We start from the raw sequence: 20,688 nt of genomic DNA on the forward strand, positions 1-20,688 counted from the left end.
GACAGGAAGTGCGGTGTCAGTTTATACTTATCAGATACCCAGGCATAGGTATGAAGAGACGGAAGCATGTACAACCATTATATACATCTGATGCCGGCTTCGGGCATGCACAAGCACAGCCACCGGCTGCACGTGTACAGCACGTCCGTCGGGCGGACGGACCCACGAGAGGAGCCGCGAGGGGACGATGAGGCGCAACACGATCCTGATCGTGCTGTTGATCGCTGCGGTGTTGCTCCCGATGTGGTACGTCTCGCTACACGGTGAGCCGCCGTCGGAGGAGATCACGATCGACGAGAGCGTCACCGACATCCGTCCCCTCGATGGTTTCGTCGACACGCCGAACAAGCTGTCGCCCAGTCAGGTCGGCGTGATCGTCTGGGTCGGACTGTTCGGACTGCTGGGGGCGCTGACGGCCGTCCACCGGTTCATGAACGACGCCGTGCGACCCCCTGACGACGCCGAGGCGGTCGCGGACGGCGGGACGGTGTCGTTACCGTGGCTCGAAACCGACGAGCGCTGGATCGTCGAGTACCACGACGCGACCGACGCCATCGAGGGACTGGCCGCGATGGGCGGGCTGACCGTCCTCGCGATCGCGTTCGCCGCGCTGTTTACCGGCGAGTACCTGACGCTGGCTCGAACGCAGTACTTCGGCGTCTACGCCGCCGGTATGTTCCTCTCGCTGGCGCTGTCGACGGTCGCCTACTACGCCTGGTTCATGCCACACATCGAAGTCGCAGAACACAGGGGGCACGAATGATGGACTACCCGAAACCGGACGACGACGGAGACGACGAACAGTGTCCGTGTGCTGGGAGCGCGAGCCAGCCGAGCATCTTCACCGACGACCGCGCACAGCTCCAGCGGCGTGACTTCGCGAAGGTCCTCGCGACGACCGGCGGGCTGACTGCCGTCGGGAGCCTCGCCGCGCCGCTGGCGGGCCTGACACAGGTGTTCGAGCGCGGGTACAGCGGCCCGGTGTACTCCGACGGGATCAACCTCGTCGACGAGGACGGCAGCCGCGTCACCGAGAGTGCGCTGTCGGCGGGCGAGCAAATGACGGTGTTCCCCGAGCCGCGACCGGGGATCGAGGACGCTCCGACGCTGCTGGTGCGCTTCTCGGAGGACGACTACAGCAGCGACACGAACATGGCCTTCACCGTCGACGGCTACGCCGCCTACTCGAAGGTCTGTACGCACGCGGGCTGTATGGTCTCGAACCGAGAGGGGAACGCGCTCGTCTGCCCGTGTCACTTCGGGAAGTTCGATCCGCTGTCGGGTGCCGCGGTGACCGACGGGCCGCCGGGGCGAGCGCTGCCACAGCTCCCGATCACGATGACCAGCGAGGGGGAACTCGTCGCGACCGGAGACTTCGAAGGGACCGTCGGTCCCGGAGGTGAATGATGTCCCGAGCGAAGCAGGTCTACGACTGGTTCGACAGCCGACTCGACCTGGAGAACGGCCAGACGTTCCTCGGGAAGGCGTTCCCGGCCGAGGACTCGTTCCTGATGGGGGAGGTCGCGGTCTTCTGTTTCCTCCTCTTGATCCTGACCGGCGTGTTCCTCGGCTTCTTCTACGAGCCGTCCACCAGCGCCGTCCAGTACGACGGCAGCGTCGCCCAGTTCCAGGGCGAAGAGATGCCAGAAGCGTTCGTCTCGGTGCTGCACATCACCTACACCGTCCCGTTCGGGATGTTCATCCGGCGGCTCCACCACTGGGCGGCCCACCTCTTCGTGGCCTCGATCGGGCTCCACATGCTCCGGGTGTTCTTCACCGGGGCCTACCGGAACCCACGGGAACCGAACTGGGTCGTCGGCACCGGGCTGGCAGTGCTGGCGATGGGGGCGGCCTACACCGGCTACGCGCTGCCGTTCGACGAGTTCGCCGCGACGGCGACGGGAATCGGGTACAATCTCACGGTCTCGGTACCGTTGATCGGCGACTTCCTCGCCGAGATCGTCTTCGGGGGCGAGTTCCCCACGAGCGCGACGATCCCGCGGCTGTACTTCCTACACGTGCTCGTGATCCCCCTGCTGATCATGGGGGGGCTGGCCCTGCACATGTTCATCCTGATCCGTCAGAAACACACCGAGGCACCCCGCGAAGACGACGTCGAGACCGGCCGCGAGGCGATCGACCGGGAGAACGACGACGTGATCGTCGGGCTCCCGGCGGTCCCCAACCAGGCCGCGGTGTCGGCGGTCGTGTTCTTCCTGACGGCCGCGACGCTGTCGCTGCTGGCCGGCCTGCTCCCGGTCCACAACGTCGCCGAGTACGGCCCCAACGACCCCGCAGCGACGCCGGAGCTCATCATGCCGGACTGGTTCCTGATGTGGGTCTACGGCTTCTTGAAGCTGCTTCCGGGCATCGCCATCGACCTCGGCCCGATCCACATCAACAGCGAGTTCCTCGGTGGCATCGTGCTGCCCGGCCTCGTGTTCGCGGCGATCCTGGCCTGGCCCTTTATCGACCGGACGCCGGAAGTTCACTTCACCGCCGATCCGCTGGACCGGCCCTGGCAGACCGCCGTCGGCGTCGCGGCGGTGGCGTTCGTCATGATCGCCTCCATCGCGGGGATGAACAACATCCTCGCGAACCAGGTGCTCGACGTCTCGACCAGCGTCGTCAATCCGATTCTCTCGGCCGCGCTGCTGACTGTGCCGACGCTGTTCGGGATCGCCACGTACCTGCTGTTGCGTGAGGACGATCCCGCGACGCCCCCGGAGACGGACGGTGAAGACGTTGCGGCCGACGGCGGACCGGGCGAGGTCGTCCGACGGGGGTGACGACGATGACTGACGCAGCCGCTCTCTCGGAGCGACAGTATCGACTGCTGGACACGGCGAGCAAACTGCTCGGGCTCGGCCTCGTCGCGCTGGGCCTCGAAGCCGGTGGCTCGACGCCGACCGGGTTCGCGCTCGCCGTCGTCGGCGCTCTCTGTGCGACGCTTACGGTGTTTCTGACTCATGAGTGAACACGACATCGACGACGACCGGTGGATGGACAGTTCCGGAATTACCCGACGCGACTTCGTCCGCGGCCTCGGGGCCGCCTCGATCGTCGGCGCGACCGGCCTGTCGTTCGCCGACGAAGAGATGGACGGGCTGCAGGCGGTCGACGATCCGATCGGATCGTACCCCTACCGCGAGTGGGAGGACCTCTACCGCGAGGAGTGGGACTGGGACTCCGTGGCGCGGTCGACCCACAGCGTCAACTGCACCGGCTCCTGTTCGTGGAACGTCTACGTCAAGGACGGGCAGGTCTGGCGCGAGGAACAGGCCGGCGACTACCCCGTGATCGACGAGGACCTCCCAGATCCCAACCCGCGGGGCTGCCAGAAAGGGGCCTGCTACACGGACTACGTCAACGCCGACCAGCGCGTGCTCCACCCGCTGCGCCGCACCGGCGAACGCGGCGAGGGCCAGTGGGAGCGCATCTCCTGGGACGAGGCACTGACGGAGATCGCCGACCACGTCATCGACGAGGTGCAGGCGGGCCGGTACGACGCAATCTCGGGCTTTACGCCGATCCCGGCCATGTCGCCCGTGTCGTTCGCCAGCGGCTCCCGGCTCGTGAACCTGCTGGGCGGCGTGTCCCACAGCTTCTACGACTGGTACTCCGACCTGCCGCCGGGTCAGCCGATCACCTGGGGGACCCAGACGGACAACGCCGAGTCCGCCGACTGGCACAACGCCGACTACATCATCGCCTGGGGGTCGAACATCAACGTCACCCGTATCCCCGACGCCAAGTACTTCCTCGACGCCGGCTACGAGGGAGCGAAACGCGTCGGGATCTTCACCGACTACTCCCAGACCGCGATCCACACCGACGAGTGGCTCGCGCCGGAGGGTGGCACCGACACCGCGCTCGCGCTCGGGATGGCCCAGACGATCGTCGACGAGGAGCTGTACGACGAGTCCCACCTCAAAGAGCAGACCGACATGCCGCTGCTCGTGCGAGAAGACACCGGGAAGTTCCTCCGGGCGGGCGAGGTCGGTCTCGCGGCGGACGCCGACGACCCGGACAAGGTGTTCGTGATGGTCGACGAGGACGGGGAGCTCCGGCGCGCGCCCGGTTCGCTCGGCGAGCGCGACGGCCAGCACGACCCCGAGTCGAGCATCGAACTCGACTTCGACCCCCAGCTGGGCGTCGACCGCACCGTCGAAACCGGCGAGGGAACGGTCGCGGTCCGCTCGGTCTGGGAGAACCTCCGTGAGGAACTGTCACAGTACACGCCCGCGTTCGTCCACGAGGAGACCACCGTCGGCGAGAACACCTACCAGCGCGTCGCCCGGGAGTTCGCCGACGCCGACGCGGCCAAGATCATCCACGGCAAGGGCGTCAACGACTGGTACCACAACGACCTGGGGAACCGGGCGATCCAGTTGCTCGTGACCCTGACCGGGAACCTCGGCGAACCCGGCACCGGGCTGGATCACTACGTCGGCCAGGAGAAGATCTGGACGTTCCACGGCTGGAAGACGCTCTCGTTCCCGACCGGCAGCGTGCGGGGCGTGCCGACGACGCTGTGGACCTACTTCCACGCCGGCATCCTCGACAACACCGATCCCGATACCGCCGAGAAGATCCGCGAGTCCATCGACGAGGGCTGGATGCCGGTGTACCCCGAGGAGCGCGAGGACGGGTCCCGGCCGGACCCCTCGATGATGTTCGTCTGGCGTGGCAACTACTTCAACCAGGCCAAGGGCAACGTCGCCGTCGAGGAACAGCTCTGGCCGAAACTGGATCTGGTCGTGGACATCAACTTCCGGATGGACTCGACGGCGATGTACTCCGACATCGTCCTCCCGGCGGCGAGCCACTACGAGAAGCACGACCTGAACATGACCGACATGCACACGTACGTCCACCCGTTCACGCCCGCCGTCGAGCCGCTGGGCGAGGCCAAGTCTGACTGGGAGATCTTCCGCCTGCTGGCCGAGAAGATCCAGGAGCGGGCCCAGGAACGGGGGGTCGAACCGGTCGAGGACCGATCGTTCGACCGCGAGATCGACCTGACGACGATCTACGACGACTACGTGCGCGACTGGGAGACCGGCGAGGAGGGAGCCCTCGAAGACGGCCGCGAGGCCTCCGAGTTCGTCCTCGAACACAGCGAGGAGTCCAACCCCGCAGACAGCGACGAGCAGATCACGTTCGCCGACACCGTCGAGCAGCCCCAGCGTCTCGAAGCGGCGGGGGATCACTGGACCTCCGACATCGAGGACGGAGCACCGTACGTCCCCTGGCAGGACTACGTCCAGGACAAACAGCCCTGGCCCACGTTCACCGGCCGCCAGCAGTACTACGTCGACCACGACTGGTTCCTCGAACTCGGCGAGGAGTTGCCCACGCACAAGGAGGGGCCACAGGACACCGGCGGCGACTACCCCCTCTCCTACAACACGCCCCACAGCCGCTGGTCGATCCACTCGATGTGGCGCGAGAACACGAAGATGCTCCGGCTCCAGCGGGGCGAACCGACGGTCTTCCTCAATCCCGAGGACGCCGAGGAGCGCGGGATCGAGGACGGCGACACCGTCGAGGTGTACAACGACATGGGCAGCGTCGAGGTACAGGCGAAGATCTACCCGTCGGGTGACCCCGGCACGGTCCGGCACTTCTTCTCGTGGGAGAAGTTCCAGTATCCGGGCCGAGACAACTTCAACACGCTCGTACCGATGTACATGAAGCCCACGCAGCTGGTCCAGTACCCCGAGGACACCGGCGAACACCTCTACTTCTTCCCGAACTACTGGGGTCCGACCGGCGTCAACAGCGACGTGAACGTGGACGTCCGACTGACCGACGGGCAGTCGGGCTCGGGAGACGAGCAGCGCGAGTCTGTCGGTGTGCGCCCCGCAGGAGGTGACCGCCAATGAGCTCGAACACCCAGAACGACGGCGAGGACGAGGACACCATGATCACCGTCGCCGACGGCGTCGACCACCAGGTGGCGATGGTGATGGACCTCAACAAGTGCATCGGCTGCCAGACGTGTACGATCGCCTGCAAGAGCCTCTGGACGGAGGACGGCGGCAGCGAGTACATGTACTGGAACAACGTCGAGACCAAGCCCGGCGAAGGCTACCCGCGGGGCTGGGAGGAGTCGGGTGGCGGCTGGCAGTCCGAGGAACACTCGGACCGCCAGACCGGCGAGATCCCCGATCGCGAGGACTACGGCCGAGCCTGGGAGTTCAACCACGAAGAGATCATGTACGAGGGCAGCGACGAGCCGCTGCGCCCCCGCGACGGCGCGGAGTGGGGTCCCAACTGGGACGAGGACGAGGGTGTCGGCGAGTACCCCAACAGCTACTACTTCTACCTCCCGCGGATCTGCAACCACTGTACCCACCCCTCCTGTGTCGAGGCCTGCCCGCGATCGGCGCTGTACAAGCGCGAGGAGGACGGCATCGTCCTCGTCGACCAGGACCGCTGTCGGGGCTACCGCTACTGCGTCGAGGGGTGCCCCTACAAGAAGGTGTACTACAACACCGTCTCGAAGAAATCGGAGAAGTGCATCTTCTGTTACCCCCGCATCGAGGGCGAGGGGCCGGACGGCGAGACGTTCGCGCCCGCCTGTGCCGAGGAGTGTCCCCCGCAGCTCCGGCTGGTGGGCTTTCTCGACGACGAAGACGGACCCATCTACAAGCTCGTCGAGGAGTACGAGGTCGCGCTCCCGCTGCATCCGGAGTTCCAGACCCAGCCCAACGTCTACTACATCCCGCCGTTCGCACCGCCCCAGCACACCGACGAGGGCGAGTCGGTCGACGTGGACCGTATCCCCCGCCAGTACCTTCGAGAGCTGTTCGGCGACCGCGTCGACGAGGCACTGGACACGATCGAACGGGAGCGCCAGCGGGCGAGACAGGGAGCCGACAGCGAACTCATGGAGATCCTCCAGGACAAGAATCCAGCCGAACAGTACCGGTTGGAGGTGTTCGAGGATGCGTAACGAAGTGAGCATCCGCGGGCTCGAAAGACGAGCGGAGCGAGTCTTTGGGTGTTCGAGGATGCGTAACGAAGTGAGCATCCGCGGGCTCGAAAGACGAGCGGAGCGAGTCTTTGGGTGTTCGAGGATGCGTAACGAAGTGAGCATCCGCGGGCTCGAAAGACGAGCGGAGCGAGTCTTTGGGTGTTCGAGGATGCGTAACGAAGTGAGCATCCGCGGGCTCGAAAGACGAGCGGAGCGAGTCTTTGGGTGTTCGAGGATGCGTAACGAAGTGAGCATCCGCGGGCTCGAAAGACGAGCGGAGCGAGTCTTTGGGTGTTCGAGGATGCGTAAGCGAACGGAGCGCCAGCGGAGCGAGGGCACGAATCCTCGAGCTCGGCAGAGCTTCGCTCTGGAGGTGTTCGAGGATGACTGACCGCCGACATCGACGTGCCCTCGTCGCGGCGGCGCTCGTGGCGACGCTGGTGGTCGTTTCGACCGTCGCGACGCCGCTGGCGAGCGCGCGGCCGGCCCACGAGATCCCCGTGGTCGAGCGTCCCGACGGTCCACTCGACGGACCCGACGCCGACGGCTGGGAGGCGGTGCCCGCCAGTGACGTGCCCCTGACCAGCGCGCCGTCGAGCGTGCCAAACGCCGACAACACCACGATAGAGGAGGTGAACGTACAGGCGGCGACGACCGACGACCAGCTCTTCGTCCGTCTGGAGTGGCACGACCAGACCAGAGACGAGAGCGCCAGCGACGTGCGGGCGTTCGCCGACGCCGTCGCCGTGCAGTTCCCGGCCAACCGCAGCGCCCGCCCGCCAATCGCGATGGGGGGACAGGACAACAGGGTCAACGTCTGGTACTGGTCCGGCGACACCGGCACCCAGGAGCTACTGGCGGGCGGTGCCGGCTCGACGACGCCGTTCGACGAGCCGGTGATCGACGCGACGGCCACCCACGGGGGGACCGGCGAGAACGCCACCTGGACCGTCGTCTACTCGCGCCCCCTCGACGCGACCAGCGAGAACCGGACCGCGATCAGCGACGACGGCGACCTCGACGTCGCCTTCGCGGTCTGGAACGGCTCCAACGGCGAGCGCGCCGGACAGAAGGCTGTCAGCGAGTGGTACTACTTCCCGATGAGCGGTGGGCCGGGCGGACCGCCGTACCAGACGCTGCTGTGGACGCTGGCCGGACTCGCGATCGTCGCGGTGACTGCCGTCACCGCGTTCGGCGTCTACCGAGCGGGAGGAGGGCCGAACTGATGGCGACCGTCACCGACGCGCCCGACGATCTCGGCGTGGACGCGGCGGCCCGAGCGACGCTGTTCCGGACCCTGGCATACGCCTTCCGGCATCCCGACGAGGCGTTCCACGAGGCCGCCACGGAGGGGGCACTCGACGCCGACATCGAGGTGTGTGTCGCACAGACGACGCTGGACATGGCGGCCCCCGACTGCACGACCGACGACGGCTACGAGACCCTGGCCGCCCGATACAACGACATCTTCGAGCTGGGGTACAGCGAGTACACGGACCGGACCGACGGCTCGCTCGACGCAGGGGGACCGCCGGTGCCGCTGTACGAGTCGAAGTACCGGCCGGATCGGTCCTGGAACGACGTGAACCTCGATCTGGCACGGGCCTACGACTACTACGGGCTCGCCATCGATCAGGACGATCGAGACAACCACGACGCGCTGGCCTACGAGCTGGAGTTCGCGGCGTTTCTCGCCCGCCGCGAGGCCGCCGTCGACGAGAGCGCAGCGGCCGCCCGGCTGGACTTTCACGACCGCCACCTCGGGCATCTCGCTGCCGGCGTCGCCGATCGCCTCGCCGACGAACCCGGCACCGGCGTGTACGGCCGCCTCGGACAGTTCATGGAGCGAGTCGTCCGCGCGGACCGAAACGACCTGGCGGCACGGCTGGAGGGAGCATGACCGCGAGCGAGATCGAGCGGTCCGCCGTCGTGCGTCCGGCCTCGTTCGGGCGGTGGACGGTCGCAATCGTCGCGACCACTGTCGTCGCGATCGCAGTCGGCGCGCGGTTCGCTGCGGCGATCCTCGTCAACGCACCGGCGGCACCGGCGACGCTCCCACGAGAGCCGATCGCGGGCGCGACCACGGGACTGGCCGCACTGGTCGCACTGTGGCTCGGGGCGAGCGAGGACGACCCCCTCGCGGGCGTCGGTCTCCTCTTCGTCGGCGTGTTCGGGCTGCTCGCGGCCGCCGTCGGCCTCGCCACGCCCGCGGCCGTCGCCGTCGCCACGGGGACCGGCGTCGTCGCGGTCGGCTTCCGCCGCCGACTCACCGTCTGGACGGGCGCGGCGACCGCGTTGCTCGTCGCGGCCGTCGCAGTCGCGCTCGCGGCCGGTTTCGGCTTGCCCGAACTCAGACCGCTCGGTTCGACGCTCGCGCTGCTCGGCATCGCTGGGACGCCACTGTTCGCTGGCGCTGGCCCGCGGGCGGTCGGGGTCGGCGCGGGCGCGTTCGCCGTCGTGGTGGCCGTCGGCCTCGCGAATCCGTTCGTCGCGGGCGCGACCACCCTCGTCGGCAGCGGCGTCGTGGGCACGTCGCTGGTCGTCGTCGGGCTGGCCGTCGCTGGCGCGGTGACGGCGGCGAGCGCGGCGCTCCGAGAGCGACGCTTCGCCCTGCTTGCCGGCGTCGCGTTGCTCGCCTTCGCTGGCGTGCCGGCGACGCTCCCGCGGGCCGTCCCGTTCGCCCTCGGGATCGCCACGCTGCTCTCGCTGGAGGTGGAGCGATGACCGACGACGAGTTCGAGAAGCACCTCGAAGCGGAGCCGGACCCCCAGCTCGATCCCGAACGGAGCCCCGGTCTCCACGCCGACATCGACGCGCTCGAAGACATCGAAGTGAGCCGCGCCGACGTTACCATCGGCGAGGCGACGCCCGCGGAGCTGGCGGCCGCCGACACCGAGCCGGTGGAGGGCGACGATCCCAGTGAACTGCTGGCCGATCTGGCGGCCGACGGCGAGATCGACCGTCGTCGGGCCGCGCTCGCGCTGAAAGACCGGGCGACGACGGAGACGATCGTCGCGGGACTGGCCTACGCCGCGACCAACGACCCGGACGACGACGTGCGCCAGTTCGCCGTCGAGGCACTGACCGCCCACGGGACCGACGCCGGTTCCGGGACGGAGACCGGCGAAGCGGCCGCAGCGGTCGCGGTCGAACTGCTCGACGATCCCGACCCGTGGGTCCGATCGGAGGCCGTCGTGGCGCTCGACAACCTCGACCGCGAGGCCCACGAGTCCGACCTCGAAGCGGCACTCGACGACGACCACCACGCCGTCCGCCGGAACGCGGCCATCTCGCTGTTCAAGCTCCGTGGCGAGGCGATGGCCGACCTGTTGCTCGAACAGAGCCGCGACGACAGCGAGCGCGTCCGCGAGTGGGCTGCACACATGCTCGGGGGCGTCGACGAGGACCGGGCCCGCGATCGCCTGCGGGAGCTGACGGACGATCCCACGACGGTGGTCCGCCAGACGGCCGAGCGCGCCCTGGAAGTCGAGCCGCGTCGCTTCCGCCGCCAGTTCGGCGGCGCGCTGGAAAACGACAGTCGCCTGTTGCCCGGCGAGGACCGCCTCAACAGGATGCCGGGTCTCTAAGATGACAGATACGAACACAGACACCGTGACCGATCGCGTCGAAGCGGCGTTGCGTGCGGTGCGCGACCCACAGGCCGACCTCTCCGTGTTCGAGGCCGGCTTCGTCGAGAACGTCGTCGTCGAGGACGCCGACGTGACCATCGAAACGGACATAACCGCACTGGACGGCGACACGGCGAATCAGGTCGTCCAGGCCATGTTACGCGCTGTCGACGACGTGGCCGGCGTCGAAGGCGTCCACGTCGAGCGGACGACACCCTCCAGTGACGACCGGGCGAGCGTCCGGGAGTTCGACCACGTGATCGCCGTCGCCAGCGCGAAGGGCGGCGTCGGCAAGTCGACGACGGCGACCTACCTCGCCTGTGCGCTGGCGGCCGACGACGACGTGGCGCTGTTCGACGCCGACATCCACGGCCCGAACGTGCCGGAACTGCTCGACGTGAGCGGACCGGTCCAGTCCAGCGAGGAGGGCGATCCCCTCCCCGTGTCGGTCGGCGGGCTGGACGTGATGAGCGTCGGCCTGATGGAGTCGGGCGCGCCGCTGGCCTGGCGAGGCGCGATGGCCCACGACGCGCTGAACGACCTCTTTACGAACACCGCGTGGCGCAACGACGACGTGCTCGTGATCGACCTCCCGCCGGGGACCGGCGACGTAGTGCTGACGACGCTCCAGGAAGTTCCCGTCGACGGCGTCGTCGTCGTCACCACGCCGTTCCACGCCAGCGTCAGCGACACGAGCCGCACCGTCGAACTGTTCCGGGACAACGACGTGCCAGTCCTCGGGACCGTCGTCAACATGGCCGAGTACGTCTGTGACTGCTGTGGCGAGCCAAACGACCTCTTCCCGGAGCAAGCGGTCGGGGACCTCGACGCGGCGGTCCTCGCCGAACTCCCCTTCACTCACGACCTGCAAGGGACGCCGACGCCCGGCGACGTGCCAGCGCCCGTGGCCGATCTCGCCAGCGAAGTCGACGCCGCGATTGCGACCGCCGACGAGGTCGACGTACCGGACGCCGCTGTCGACATCCGCGGCCTCGCGCCGGAAGAACGGAAAGCCCGGGTCCGCGAGCGATTCACCGCGCTCGACGGCGGCGAGCCGTTCGTCCTCGTCAGTGACCGGGACCCGACGCCGGTGGGGAACTTCCTCGGCCGCCTGGCCGACGCTCCACGGGCGGCGTTCGATCCCTTCGAAGTGCGCCGAGCGACCCCCGACGACTGGGTACTGGAGACGATCAGGCCCTCGGCGGAGTAGCTATAGTGGCCATTGAAAATCAATGCATACTCGATCACACGATGGTAGTGCAATCAATATATAAATTGTTTCAATTGTTACTATACCGCTCTGTTCGTTCTCTTTCTCAGGCGGCCAGCGAGACCATCGCCGTGGAGCCTATCGTCCGGCGACGCCGCGGCGTGTCTGGGCGGATAGTATCGATTGTAATATCCAAATTTCGTGCGAAAACCACGGAGACTGGCGGTAAATCGATCCCAGGAGATGTTTTCAATAATTGAGAACGACCCGATCCTTTGACCTTCGTCGTGGTCGATGTCTCGCACACCTATGCTCTCGACGCTCGTCGGTTGGTACAAGCGCCAGATACGCAGGTCGCTGACACTCGTCGGTGTCGACAGGTCCCTGGAACGAAAGATCCTCGCTGCCGTCGCGATTCAGTTCGGCGTCTCGCTGACGCTCGTCGTCGTCTCGCTGTTTCTCTCGGGGATCGCGCAGTTCGCGCTGACGATCGCTCTGTTGCTCGGTGCGGTGCTCGTCTTCGTGAACACGATCTTCATCACGAGAGAGGACATCGTCGACCCCATCACGACGCTGGCAGACCGCGCGGACGCGATCGCCAGCGGGACCGTCGACATCGACGTACCGGACAGCGACCAGCCCGACGAGATCGGGACGCTCGTGTCCTCGTTCTCGCGCGTTCACGGCTACTTCGACACCGTCTCGCGGCAGGCGGACGCCCTCGCTCGCCAGGAGTTCGACGCGGCCGCACTGGACGAAGAAGTGCCCGGAGAGATGGGCGAGTCGCTCGATCACATGGCGGACAATCTGGAGCAGTACACCGACGAGCTCCAGCAGATGACCGACCGGCTCGAACGGCGGTCGGAGAATCTCCAGCGGCTCGTCGAGACGTTCGGAGCGGCGGCCGAGCGAGCGGAGGCCGGAGATCTGACGGCGCGAATCGACGTCGACGAGATCGACGGCGACGAGGCGCTGTTCGACGAGGTCGTCACCAACTACAACGATCTGATCGCGAACCTCGACCAGACGGTCGGTGACGTGACCGACTTCGCCGCGTCGGTCGCGACGGCCAGTGATCGCGTCGACGAGAACATGAACGAGGTCGACAGGGCGAGCGAGGAGATCGCGGCGTCCGTCGACGAGATCTCGACCGGCGCGACCAGACAGACCGAGCGCCACGAGGACGTGGCACGGGAGATGAGCAAGCTCTCGGCGACCGTCGAAGAGATCGCCGCGACGGCAGACGAGGCCGCACAGACGGCCAGAGACGCCGCAGAGCGCGGAGAGAGCGGTCGGGAAGACGCGATCGAGGCGCTGGACGAACTCGACGAACTGGAGTCGAAGATCGATCACATCGCGACCGCGGTCGCGGACCTCGGAGAGCAGATCGCCGCGGTCGAGGAGATCGTCGACGTGATCACCGAGATCGCCGAGCAGACGAACATGCTGGCACTGAACGCCTCGATCGAGGCGGCACGGGCCGACGGAACCGGCGACGGGTTCGCAGTGGTCGCCGACGAGGTGAAGGCCCTGGCCGAGGAAACGCGTGCGTCGGCCGACGAGATCGCCACGCTGGTCGAGTCGGTGAGCGAGGAGGCCGACGAGACGGTCACCGAGGTCAGAGCGATGGACGAACAGGTCGCGAGCTCGACGACGACGATCGCGGCGGCGCTCCGAGACTTCGAGGAGCTCGTCACCGTCGTCGGCGAAGTCGACGACTCGATGCAGGAGATCTCCGACGCGACCGGCGAGCAGGCGAAGACGACCGAAGAGGTAGCGAAGGTGGTCGACGATCTGACCGCGGTGAGCGAGCAGACCCGCGACGAGGCCGAGCAGGCCTCGGCGGCCGCCCAGCAACAGACCGAGACCGTCGAGACCGTCTCGGAGGACATCGGGACCGTCGCGGACCGCGCCGACGAACTGCTCGGGATGTTGCGCTCGTTCGAGACGGAGACGACGGCCCAACAGTCCGGCGACGCACGCTCTCCCGCAGTCGCAGACGGTGGCCGTCCCGAAGCAGAGACGGAGGATCGATCCCCGACGGAGAACGGCGAGAGGCCCGCGGATCGGTAGCCCGACGAGTCACTCGATCGGTGCGGTGACGATCTCGCAGTCGAGTTCGTGCCGGAGGAACTCTCCCACGTCGGTCTCGTCGGTGAGCCGCCGGACCATCGATCGCCACCGACCGGCCTGTTTGCGTCCGATCACGACGAGATCCGCGTTCAGGCTGACGACCTCTTCGAGGATGGTCTCTTCGACGAGGAGGCCGGACGCGACGGCGTATCGGGTCCGTGGCAGTCGCCCGAACTCCGACTGGACGGCGTCGCGCAGCTCCGCTCGCGTGACGCGGCGACCGTTCTGGTAGAGGTTGACGTGCAGGACCGTCAGGTCGGCGTCGCGTTCCTCGGCGACGCGAATCGCCGTCTCCAGAGTCGTTTGCGAGTGCCCGGACAGCGGGTACCTGACCGGGACGACGACGAGAGTCATGTCGTCGTGGGTAGCACGCTCGCTCGTACAAGTGTTGTGCTCTGCTGCGGAGTCGCGTCGCCGTTCCCGGGCAACCCACGGGAAGACAACGTCTATACCCCTGCCGTGCCCACCTCTCTCCATGGAACGACACGACAGTCCGGACGGGCAGGTGCTGTTCGTGAACCGGTCGGAGTCGGAGATCGGTTCGAAGGGGCCGTTCTACGTGGTGTACAGCGACGACGAGGGGACGACGCGCTGGGGATACTTCTGTTCGAACTGCGAGAGCGTCGACAACGCGATGGACGCGATGGGACGGGTGCAGTGCAACGAGTGTAGCAACGTTCGCAAGCCCGACCAGTGGGACGCCGCCCACGAGTGAGCGCCTGACCGCAGACGACCGACTACTGTCATATATCACGACGGTCACAATACTTAATACGTGTGCCGTGGTATCGATTGTCAGATGGCGGCCGTAACCACCTCGCTGGCCGATCAGGCTTCGTCGATTTTCGCAGACCTCGGCTACTCAGTGTCGCGTACAGACGGCGAACTACGAGCGGAGCGCAAGTGGCGCGTCGTCCGCGTCACGTGTTCCGAACCCTCGACGATCCCGACAGACGGGCGTCACCGGTGTTTCGTCACCGAGATGGAGGACGCGGTGACCACCTATCGCCGGCTCTCCGTCGAGAGCCCGTCGTACGACTGGGCCGTCCTCGGCGTCGACGACGACGGCGAGTACGCGGTGTATCGCCCCTCCGTGTGACGGGGCCAAACGACCGCGTCGGCGTGCCCCGTGTCGCGAGCGACAGGTGCCGAGAGTCGTGTTATCACGGGCGCGAGACACTTATACGCGCTCGCGGTCAAACACAGCGTATGTTCGTGGGCCACGGCGTCGCGGCGTTCGCGCTGGTCGGAGCCGTGGCGCTGTCTCGCGAGATCGACAGCCACCGGGCGCTCCAGTTAGCGATCGTCGCCGGCCTGTTCGCGACGCTCCCGGATATCGACATCCTCTATGGGCCGCTGGGACTGCTCAACGGCGTCTCCGGTGTGTTCGACGCGACCGACGCGTTCTGGTCGACGGGGAACGTCGTCCATCGCGGTCCGACCCACTCGCTGGTGTTCGCCGGCACCGCAGCGGCCGCGTTCTCGCTGTGGCGTCGGTCGAGCGCGAGTCGCGTCGTCGCTGCCACCGTGCTGGTCGGTCTGTCGGCCGTTGCGACGGCGACCGGCGGCTCCGTGGCCGGCGCGGTCACGGTGCTGTTCGGGATCGGTGGGCTCGTGATCACCCAGTTCGCCGCTCGTCGCGGGCTCTCCTCTGGTGCCGTGCTCGCGACGGCGCTCGTGGGACTCGTCACACACCCCTTTGGCGACCTGTTCACCGGCGAGCCGCCGGTGTTTCTGTACCCGTTCGACGTACCGGTCGTCACGGAGCGAGTCGCGCTCGCGGCCGATCCGACCCTGCACCTGCTTGGCGCGTTCGGGATCGAGCTGGCGACCCTCTGGCTCGGGCTCGTGGTCTACTTGCGCCTGACCGGTCGGGCGAGTCGACCACAGATCGACCGCAAAGCCGTGCTCGGGCTCTCGTATGCCGGTGCGGCGGTCGCGCTGCCGGCCCCGACGCTGGAAGCGTCGTACCAGTTCGTGTTCACGATCCTGGCGTTCGGAGTGCTCGGGGCCACCCAGCGCCAACTGCTTGGCAGACAGCTTCGGGCGGTCGACTGGCCCAGAGCGTGCGCGACGGGACTGGGCGCGGTGACGGCGGCCGCGCTCTCGTATCTGGTCGTCTACCTCGCAGTGCTGTGAGCGGTCGACACTGTTTCAACCGCGGACGACGTGGGAGCCAAACATGAGTAGCGACATCGGGCGGCTCCTCCGCCACCAGCGAACGAACGCCGTCCTCTCGTGGCTGCTGATCGGGTTGCTGGTGATCGCGATTGCGACGAGCGTCTGGCGCGACCGGCTCTGGTGGGCGGCCTTCGCGCTGGCCGTCGTCGCGCTGGCGGTACTGCCGCCCGTCCGCTTTCAGAGCTGGCAGACGACGCTCCCGTGGGAAGTGACGGGTCTCGCCGCCCTCCCGGTGCTCGGGCGGGCCTACGCGACGGTCCCGGTGACCGGACAGGTCGCGACGTATCTCTCCGTCGCGGCGATCTCGCTGGTCGTCGTGGTGGAACTGCACCTCTTTACCCCGGTCCGGATGACGGACGGCTTCGCCGTCGCCTTCGTCGTCGTCACGACGCTGGCGATGGCCGGTGTCTGGGCCGTCGTTCGGTGGTCGGCAGACGTCCTGTTGGGGACGACGCTGCTGTTGAAGCGCGGCGTCCCCGAGGCGGAGATCGAACACGCGCTGATGGTCGAGTTCGTCGCGTCGACGGTCGCCGGTGTCGCCGCCGGACTGATCTTCGCGTTCTACGTGCGCCGGCAGGTCGGGGGGACCGACCGTCTCCCGCCAGAGGTGACGCGATGAGACTCAGAGACCACATCGGCGTCTCGGCGTCCACACAGCGCCGGCTCACACGCCTCATGCAGCTGTCGCTGATCGGGATGCTCTTTGTCGGCATCGAACGCGGTTCGACCGGGATCATCGTCAACACCGGGATCGGTCTGCTGGTCGCCCAGCTGCCGGCCGTCCTCGAACGGGACTACGAGATCCCGCTCGACGCCGGACTGACGCTGTGGATCACCGGTGCCGTCTGGCTCCACGCGCTGGGCACGGTCGGCTTACCCGGCACAGAGGCGAACTTCTACGCGACGATCTGGTGGTGGGATCACCTCACGCACGCCCTCTCGTCGTCGATCGTCGCCGCGGCGGGGTACACGACGGTGCGATCGCTCGACCAGCACAGCGACGGGATCCACATTCCGCCGCGGTTCATGTTCGTGTTCATCCTCCTGTTCGTGCTCGCGTTCGGCGTCTTCTGGGAAGTCATCGAGTTCGCCGTCAGCACGGCCGCGGCGAGTGTGGGTACCGCCCCCGTCCTCACGCAGTACGGACTGAGTGACACGATGCTGGATCTCGTCTTCAACACGATCGGTGCCGTCGTCGTCGCAGTGTGGGGAACGGCGTACCTCACCGACGTGGTCGGCACCCTCGCGGAGACACTGGACACGCGGTCGGCCTGACACTGCCGGCCGTCCTTGCGTGCTGTCCCCGATACCGGGGTGGTCCCGATCTTTATCACTGGTGGCTGTGAACGAGAACCATGGTCTTCAAAAAGATCACGCTGATCGGGACCAGTGCCGAGAGCTTCGACGACGCCGTCGACGACGCCGTCGGCCGCGCGGAAGCGACGCTGGACAACCTCAAGTGGGCGGAAGTCGAGGAGATGGGCGTCGAGATCGCAGGCGTCGAGAGCCGTGAATACCAGGCCGAAGTCGAGGTGGCCTTCGAGCTAGAGGAGTGACGTTCAGGTCCGGAACGACTCGCCACACCCACACTCGCTCTCGACGTTGGGGTTGCGAACGTGGAACCCTTCGCCCTGTAGTCCCCCCTCGAAGTCCAGCACGGAGCCCTCGATGTAGTTGAGGCTCGACTGGTCGATGAACACGCGGAGATCGTGGTGTTCGTACACCTGGTCGTCGGGCTCGGGCTCGTGCTCGAAGCGCATGCCGTACGACAGCCCGGCACAGCCGCCCTGCTGGACGAACAGCCGAAGCCCCGCCTCGTCGACGTCCATCTGTTCGCCCTCCATGAGATCGACGGCCTCCGCAGCCGCCGGCTCGGTCACGTCGATACCTGTTCCCCCGGGGTCCGCGTCTACGGTACTGCTCATACGGAGACAGTCGCTCCCGAACGTGTTAACAGTGACGCCGGGATCACAGCGGCTTGCGATAGACGTGTTCCTCGACCACAGTCGGGCCGAAGGTCGTCGTCTCCGTGGTGACGTACTCGAACCCCTGTCGCTCGTAGAAGCCGATGGCCCGCTCGTTGCCGGCCAGAACGGTGAGTCGGAGCGACTCCGCCGACAGTCGGCGGTCGACGGCGGCGAGCAGTTCGGTGCCGATGCCGTTGCCCCACAGCAGCGGCTCGACGTAGAGCCGCGAGAGATAGTACGTCTCGGATGGGTCGTCCGGTTCGACGTTGGCGTAGCCACGAACGCGGCCGCCGCGACGTGCGACGAGGAACAGGCTGTCGGGATCGGTGATCTGCTCGCGGAGCCGTTCGGTCGCGTACCACTCCTCGACGACGGCGTCGAGCAGCTGTTCGTCGACCAGCCCGGCGTAGGCCGCGTGGAAGCTCCAGTCGGCGACCCGCTGGATCGCGGGGAGGTCCTGAATCGTCGCTCGCTCGATTGGTGTCGCGACCGTCATCGGGGAGTGGGGCCTCAGGCGTCGTCGAATCGCTTGCGGACGCTCTCGGCGTGGGCTTCGAGCCCCTCGGCCTCCGCGAGCGTGGTGATCGTCGACTCGATGTCGGCCAGTGACTCCTCGGAGAGGCGCTGGACGGTCGTCGAGCGCAGGAACGAGTCCACGGAGAGGCCGCCGGTGACGCGCGCGTGGCCGCCCGTCGGTAGCACGTGGTTCGGTCCGCTGGCGTAGTCACCGGCGGCCACGGCGCTGTGGGGCCCGAGAAACGCCGACCCGGCCGAGGGGATGCGGTCGAGTATCGACTCGTCGTCCTCGGCGACGATCGAGAGGTGCTCCGCCGCGTACGCTTCGGCGAACAGCACCGCCTCGCTCATCGACCGCGCGAGGAAGACGCCAGAGGCCGCGCTGTCGAGGGCACCGCGGATCACGTCCTCACGCTCGCGCGCGCCGGCCTGGCTGTCGACGGCCGCTGCGACGGCCTCCGCGACCCCCTCGTCGTCGGTCACGGCGACGACGGAGGCGTTCTCGTCGTGTTCGGCCTGGGCGACGAGGTCGGCGGCGACCAGTTCGGGGTCGGCGCTCTCGTCGGCGACGACCATGATCTCGGAGGGGCCAGCGAGGAAATCGATCGCCACGTCGCCCCGAACGATCGACTTGGCGGCGGTCACCCACCGGTTGCCCGGCCCGACGACCTTGTCGACGGCGTCGACGGACTCGGTCCCGTAGGCGAGTGCGGCGATCGCCTGCGCGCCGCCGGCCTGGTACACCACGTCCGCACCGGCGACGTGGATGGCCGCGAGCGTCACCGGATTGATCTCCTCGGCGGGCGGGGTCGCGACGGCGACGTGCTCGACGCCCGCGACTTTCGCCGGGATAACGCCCATCAGCGCGCTGGAGGGGTACGCCGCGGTCCCGCCGGGGACGTACGCACCCGCGCTCTCGATGGGCCGATATCGACGACCGAGTTCGCGCCCCTCGAAGGAGTCGCGCCAGTCGGTCGGCAACTGCGCCTCGTGGAACGCTCTGACGTTCTCTGCGGCGTCCTCGATGGCCGACAGCGTCGCCGCGTCGATCTCCTCGACGGCGCGCTCGGCGTCGTCGGTGATGTCGACGTTGCCGACGGTCACGCCGTCGAACTCTTCGGCGAACTCCCGCAGCGCAACGTCGCCCTCTTTTCGGACCCGATCGACGATCTCCTGTACGTCGTCGCGGACCTCGTCGACGCCGGCGTCGCGCTCGAACAGCGCGCGGCGCTCGTCCGGACCGAGGTCTCCGACGCGTCGTACGTTCATACCCGTCGTTCGGACCGCACGGAAAAACGGTTTGCCATCTACGGCCCGACGCGAGCGGGGACCGAGGCGCAACCCGAATAAACGAGCCGCTCCTACCGGCGAGTGTATGACGACACTGTCCGTCGAAGGAATGTCCTGCGAGCACTGTGAACAGACGGTCGAAGAGGCTCTCGAAGCCGTCAGTGGCGTCACCGACGCCAGCGCCGACCACGAAGACGAGCGTGCCAGCGTCGAGGGCGACGCCGACGTGGCGGCCCTGGTCGAAGCAGTCGAGCAAGCGGGCTACTCGGCCCAGACGTAGGCTCGTCGTTCAGTTGATCGGAAACGACCGACCGCTCCACTCCTCGATCTGTAGTTCGTAGGGCGTCACGGTCGCCGAGTCCCCCCAGACGACGGGGTTCGGTGCAGAGCGCGTCCGCTTTGCCAGTGTCGCGAAGGCCGTCTCGACCGCCTCGTAGCTCGTTTCGACCAGTTTCCCTCTGACCACGACGCTGCGCCAGGTGTCCCGCGGCTCGGTCTCTTCGAAGACGGTGATCGACACGTACGGGTGTCGCTCCAGCGCCCGGTGTTTCTCACTGTCCGTCCCGCCTTCGAGCTGGAGAGCCAAGACGTCGGCGTCCGCGTCGTACCCGAAGGCGACGGGGACGGCGTAGGGATAGCGACCGGTCTCGCCAAAGGCGAGGACGCCGATACCGTTCGCCGCGAGGACCTCGGCGATCGCTTCGTCGGTGAGCTGACGCATCGCTGTCTGCGTGATCGACCGGTCCCCTGTTGTGCGTGTCGCTCCGTTTTCATCCACCG

Annotated in this window: 24 protein-coding genes; 19 read left to right on the plus strand and 5 right to left on the minus strand. The window is 67.3% G+C overall.

Translation table 11 applies throughout. The annotated features are described in order from the left end of the window. Nucleotides 1–187: 187 nt before the first annotated feature. From HALKA_RS0113555 to HALKA_RS0113610, 12 genes are all read left to right on the plus strand, one after another. Nucleotides 188–763, plus strand: a complete 576-nt coding sequence (locus HALKA_RS0113555; protein WP_018258501.1) for a hypothetical protein — start codon at nt 188–190, stop codon at nt 761–763. Continuing rightward, nucleotides 760–1,407 carry a QcrA and Rieske domain-containing protein gene (locus HALKA_RS0113560; protein ID WP_026190318.1) on the plus strand — a complete coding sequence of 216 codons (648 nt, stop codon included), beginning with the start codon at nt 760–762 and terminating at the stop codon, nt 1,405–1,407. Before HALKA_RS0113555 ends, HALKA_RS0113560 begins: the two co-directional genes overlap by 4 nt. Beyond that, complete coding sequence (locus tag HALKA_RS0113565; protein WP_026190319.1) at nt 1,407–2,789, plus strand: cytochrome b; 1,383 nt, start codon at nt 1,407–1,409, stop codon at nt 2,787–2,789. The genes HALKA_RS0113560 and HALKA_RS0113565 overlap by 1 nt, the downstream gene beginning before the upstream one ends. A gap of 5 nt (nt 2,790–2,794) precedes the next feature. Next, on the plus strand, nt 2,795–2,977 hold the full coding sequence (locus HALKA_RS0113570; RefSeq protein ID WP_026190320.1) for a DUF8120 family protein: 183 nt from the start codon (nt 2,795–2,797) through the stop codon (nt 2,975–2,977). Continuing rightward, entirely contained in the window at nt 2,970–5,888 is a 2,919-nt protein-coding gene (locus HALKA_RS0113575) for a nitrate reductase subunit alpha (protein ID WP_018258505.1), read from the plus strand. Before HALKA_RS0113570 ends, HALKA_RS0113575 begins: the two co-directional genes overlap by 8 nt. Then, nucleotides 5,885–6,961: a nitrate reductase subunit beta gene (gene narH, locus HALKA_RS0113580; RefSeq protein ID WP_018258506.1), complete on the plus strand. Its 1,077-nt coding sequence runs from the start codon at nt 5,885–5,887 to the stop codon at nt 6,959–6,961. Before HALKA_RS0113575 ends, narH begins: the two co-directional genes overlap by 4 nt. Nucleotides 6,962–7,365: 404 nt before the next feature. Then, nucleotides 7,366–8,208, plus strand: a complete 843-nt coding sequence (locus tag HALKA_RS0113585; protein WP_018258507.1) for an ethylbenzene dehydrogenase-related protein — start codon at nt 7,366–7,368, stop codon at nt 8,206–8,208. Beyond that, nucleotides 8,208–8,882 carry a molecular chaperone TorD family protein gene (locus tag HALKA_RS0113590; protein WP_018258508.1) on the plus strand — a complete coding sequence of 225 codons (675 nt, stop codon included), beginning with the start codon at nt 8,208–8,210 and terminating at the stop codon, nt 8,880–8,882. Before HALKA_RS0113585 ends, HALKA_RS0113590 begins: the two co-directional genes overlap by 1 nt. Continuing rightward, a complete protein-coding gene (locus HALKA_RS0113595) occupies nt 8,879–9,706 on the plus strand; it encodes a DUF8068 family protein (protein WP_018258509.1) in 828 nt (275 codons plus the stop codon). Before HALKA_RS0113590 ends, HALKA_RS0113595 begins: the two co-directional genes overlap by 4 nt. Then, a complete protein-coding gene (locus HALKA_RS0113600; RefSeq protein WP_018258510.1) occupies nt 9,703–10,569 on the plus strand; it encodes a HEAT repeat domain-containing protein in 867 nt (288 codons plus the stop codon). Before HALKA_RS0113595 ends, HALKA_RS0113600 begins: the two co-directional genes overlap by 4 nt. 1 nt (nt 10,570) lies before the next feature. Next, nucleotides 10,571–11,821: a P-loop NTPase gene (locus HALKA_RS0113605; RefSeq protein WP_018258511.1), complete on the plus strand. Its 1,251-nt coding sequence runs from the start codon at nt 10,571–10,573 to the stop codon at nt 11,819–11,821. Nucleotides 11,822–12,130: 309 nt separating this feature from the next. Continuing rightward, entirely contained in the window at nt 12,131–13,894 is a 1,764-nt protein-coding gene (locus HALKA_RS0113610) for a methyl-accepting chemotaxis protein (RefSeq protein WP_018258512.1), read from the plus strand. A 9-nt stretch (nt 13,895–13,903) separates the two neighbouring features. Here the strand turns inward: HALKA_RS0113610 and HALKA_RS0113615 are convergent, their stop codons facing one another. Then, a complete protein-coding gene (locus tag HALKA_RS0113615) occupies nt 13,904–14,308 on the minus strand; it encodes a universal stress protein (RefSeq protein ID WP_018258513.1) in 405 nt (134 codons plus the stop codon). Nucleotides 14,309–14,429: 121 nt separating this feature from the next. On the opposite strand from HALKA_RS0113615, the gene HALKA_RS0113620 reads away from it, so the two are divergent. The 6 genes from HALKA_RS0113620 (at nt 14,430) to HALKA_RS0113645 (ending at nt 17,691) form a co-directional block, all read left to right on the plus strand. Beyond that, a complete protein-coding gene (locus HALKA_RS0113620) occupies nt 14,430–14,669 on the plus strand; it encodes a DUF5816 domain-containing protein (RefSeq protein WP_018258514.1) in 240 nt (79 codons plus the stop codon). Nucleotides 14,670–14,753: 84 nt separating this feature from the next. Further along, nucleotides 14,754–15,053, plus strand: coding sequence for a DUF7116 family protein (locus tag HALKA_RS0113625; protein ID WP_018258515.1), 300 nt, complete (start codon nt 14,754–14,756; stop codon nt 15,051–15,053). A 110-nt stretch (nt 15,054–15,163) separates the two neighbouring features. Continuing rightward, nucleotides 15,164–16,093, plus strand: coding sequence for a metal-dependent hydrolase (locus tag HALKA_RS0113630; RefSeq protein ID WP_018258516.1), 930 nt, complete (start codon nt 15,164–15,166; stop codon nt 16,091–16,093). Between the two features lie 43 nt (nt 16,094–16,136). Then, nucleotides 16,137–16,754 carry a hypothetical protein gene (locus HALKA_RS0113635; RefSeq protein WP_018258517.1) on the plus strand — a complete coding sequence of 206 codons (618 nt, stop codon included), beginning with the start codon at nt 16,137–16,139 and terminating at the stop codon, nt 16,752–16,754. Then, the gene (locus HALKA_RS0113640) at nt 16,751–17,410 is read left to right on the plus strand and encodes a DUF2238 domain-containing protein (RefSeq protein WP_018258518.1); all 660 of its coding nucleotides are present in this window, start codon (nt 16,751–16,753) and stop codon (nt 17,408–17,410) included. Before HALKA_RS0113635 ends, HALKA_RS0113640 begins: the two co-directional genes overlap by 4 nt. Before the next feature lie 80 nt (nt 17,411–17,490). After that, on the plus strand, nt 17,491–17,691 hold the full coding sequence (locus HALKA_RS0113645; protein WP_018258519.1) for a dodecin: 201 nt from the start codon (nt 17,491–17,493) through the stop codon (nt 17,689–17,691). Between the two features lie 3 nt (nt 17,692–17,694). Here HALKA_RS0113645 and HALKA_RS0113650 read toward each other — a convergent pair whose 3' ends face one another. The 3 genes from HALKA_RS0113650 to hisD are packed head-to-tail and all read right to left on the minus strand — an operon-like array spanning nt 17,695 to nt 19,887. Beyond that, entirely contained in the window at nt 17,695–18,060 is a 366-nt protein-coding gene (locus HALKA_RS0113650; protein ID WP_018258520.1) for a HesB/IscA family protein, read from the minus strand. Nucleotides 18,061–18,103: 43 nt separating this feature from the next. Then, nucleotides 18,104–18,598 carry a GNAT family N-acetyltransferase gene (locus HALKA_RS0113655; RefSeq protein WP_018258521.1) on the minus strand — a complete coding sequence of 165 codons (495 nt, stop codon included), beginning with the start codon at nt 18,596–18,598 and terminating at the stop codon, nt 18,104–18,106. A gap of 14 nt (nt 18,599–18,612) precedes the next feature. After that, nucleotides 18,613–19,887 (minus strand): histidinol dehydrogenase, encoded by a 1,275-nt coding sequence (gene hisD / locus HALKA_RS0113660; RefSeq protein ID WP_018258522.1) that lies wholly within the window; start codon nt 19,885–19,887, stop codon nt 18,613–18,615. Between the two features lie 106 nt (nt 19,888–19,993). On the opposite strand from hisD, the gene HALKA_RS0113665 reads away from it, so the two are divergent. Continuing rightward, nucleotides 19,994–20,188, plus strand: coding sequence for a heavy-metal-associated domain-containing protein (locus HALKA_RS0113665; RefSeq protein WP_015763399.1), 195 nt, complete (start codon nt 19,994–19,996; stop codon nt 20,186–20,188). A gap of 9 nt (nt 20,189–20,197) precedes the next feature. On the opposite strand, the gene HALKA_RS0113670 is transcribed toward HALKA_RS0113665, so the two are convergent. Then, nucleotides 20,198–20,629 (minus strand): pyridoxamine 5'-phosphate oxidase family protein, encoded by a 432-nt coding sequence (locus tag HALKA_RS0113670; RefSeq protein WP_018258523.1) that lies wholly within the window; start codon nt 20,627–20,629, stop codon nt 20,198–20,200. Nucleotides 20,630–20,688 lie beyond the last annotated feature (59 nt).

Origin of the sequence: Halomicrobium katesii DSM 19301 (assembly GCF_000379085.1) — an archaeon.
GTDB lineage: Archaea > Halobacteriota > Halobacteria > Halobacteriales > Haloarculaceae > Halomicrobium > Halomicrobium katesii.

What these genes read in the sequence shown, in the direction of transcription:
- HALKA_RS0113555 (WP_018258501.1), top strand. Translation starts at nt 188, where the DNA reads ATGAGGCGCAACACGATCCTGATCGTGCTGTTGATCGCTGCGGTGTTG.
- HALKA_RS0113560 (WP_026190318.1), top strand. Translation starts at nt 760, where the DNA reads ATGATGGACTACCCGAAACCGGACGACGACGGAGACGACGAACAGTGT.
- HALKA_RS0113565 (WP_026190319.1), top strand. Translation starts at nt 1,407, where the DNA reads ATGTCCCGAGCGAAGCAGGTCTACGACTGGTTCGACAGCCGACTCGAC.
- HALKA_RS0113570 (WP_026190320.1), top strand. Translation starts at nt 2,795, where the DNA reads ATGACTGACGCAGCCGCTCTCTCGGAGCGACAGTATCGACTGCTGGAC.
- HALKA_RS0113575 (WP_018258505.1), top strand. Translation starts at nt 2,970, where the DNA reads ATGAGTGAACACGACATCGACGACGACCGGTGGATGGACAGTTCCGGA.
- narH (WP_018258506.1), top strand. Translation starts at nt 5,885, where the DNA reads ATGAGCTCGAACACCCAGAACGACGGCGAGGACGAGGACACCATGATC.
- HALKA_RS0113585 (WP_018258507.1), top strand. Translation starts at nt 7,366, where the DNA reads ATGACTGACCGCCGACATCGACGTGCCCTCGTCGCGGCGGCGCTCGTG.
- HALKA_RS0113590 (WP_018258508.1), top strand. Translation starts at nt 8,208, where the DNA reads ATGGCGACCGTCACCGACGCGCCCGACGATCTCGGCGTGGACGCGGCG.
- HALKA_RS0113595 (WP_018258509.1), top strand. Translation starts at nt 8,879, where the DNA reads ATGACCGCGAGCGAGATCGAGCGGTCCGCCGTCGTGCGTCCGGCCTCG.
- HALKA_RS0113600 (WP_018258510.1), top strand. Translation starts at nt 9,703, where the DNA reads ATGACCGACGACGAGTTCGAGAAGCACCTCGAAGCGGAGCCGGACCCC.
- HALKA_RS0113605 (WP_018258511.1), top strand. Translation starts at nt 10,571, where the DNA reads ATGACAGATACGAACACAGACACCGTGACCGATCGCGTCGAAGCGGCG.
- HALKA_RS0113610 (WP_018258512.1), top strand. Translation starts at nt 12,131, where the DNA reads ATGCTCTCGACGCTCGTCGGTTGGTACAAGCGCCAGATACGCAGGTCG.
- HALKA_RS0113615 (WP_018258513.1), bottom strand. Translation starts at nt 14,308, where the DNA reads ATGACTCTCGTCGTCGTCCCGGTCAGGTACCCGCTGTCCGGGCACTCG.
- HALKA_RS0113620 (WP_018258514.1), top strand. Translation starts at nt 14,430, where the DNA reads ATGGAACGACACGACAGTCCGGACGGGCAGGTGCTGTTCGTGAACCGG.
- HALKA_RS0113625 (WP_018258515.1), top strand. Translation starts at nt 14,754, where the DNA reads ATGGCGGCCGTAACCACCTCGCTGGCCGATCAGGCTTCGTCGATTTTC.
- HALKA_RS0113630 (WP_018258516.1), top strand. Translation starts at nt 15,164, where the DNA reads ATGTTCGTGGGCCACGGCGTCGCGGCGTTCGCGCTGGTCGGAGCCGTG.
- HALKA_RS0113635 (WP_018258517.1), top strand. Translation starts at nt 16,137, where the DNA reads ATGAGTAGCGACATCGGGCGGCTCCTCCGCCACCAGCGAACGAACGCC.
- HALKA_RS0113640 (WP_018258518.1), top strand. Translation starts at nt 16,751, where the DNA reads ATGAGACTCAGAGACCACATCGGCGTCTCGGCGTCCACACAGCGCCGG.
- HALKA_RS0113645 (WP_018258519.1), top strand. Translation starts at nt 17,491, where the DNA reads ATGGTCTTCAAAAAGATCACGCTGATCGGGACCAGTGCCGAGAGCTTC.
- HALKA_RS0113650 (WP_018258520.1), bottom strand. Translation starts at nt 18,060, where the DNA reads ATGAGCAGTACCGTAGACGCGGACCCCGGGGGAACAGGTATCGACGTG.
- HALKA_RS0113655 (WP_018258521.1), bottom strand. Translation starts at nt 18,598, where the DNA reads ATGACGGTCGCGACACCAATCGAGCGAGCGACGATTCAGGACCTCCCC.
- hisD (WP_018258522.1), bottom strand. Translation starts at nt 19,887, where the DNA reads ATGAACGTACGACGCGTCGGAGACCTCGGTCCGGACGAGCGCCGCGCG.
- HALKA_RS0113665 (WP_015763399.1), top strand. Translation starts at nt 19,994, where the DNA reads ATGACGACACTGTCCGTCGAAGGAATGTCCTGCGAGCACTGTGAACAG.
- HALKA_RS0113670 (WP_018258523.1), bottom strand. Translation starts at nt 20,629, where the DNA reads ATGCGTCAGCTCACCGACGAAGCGATCGCCGAGGTCCTCGCGGCGAAC.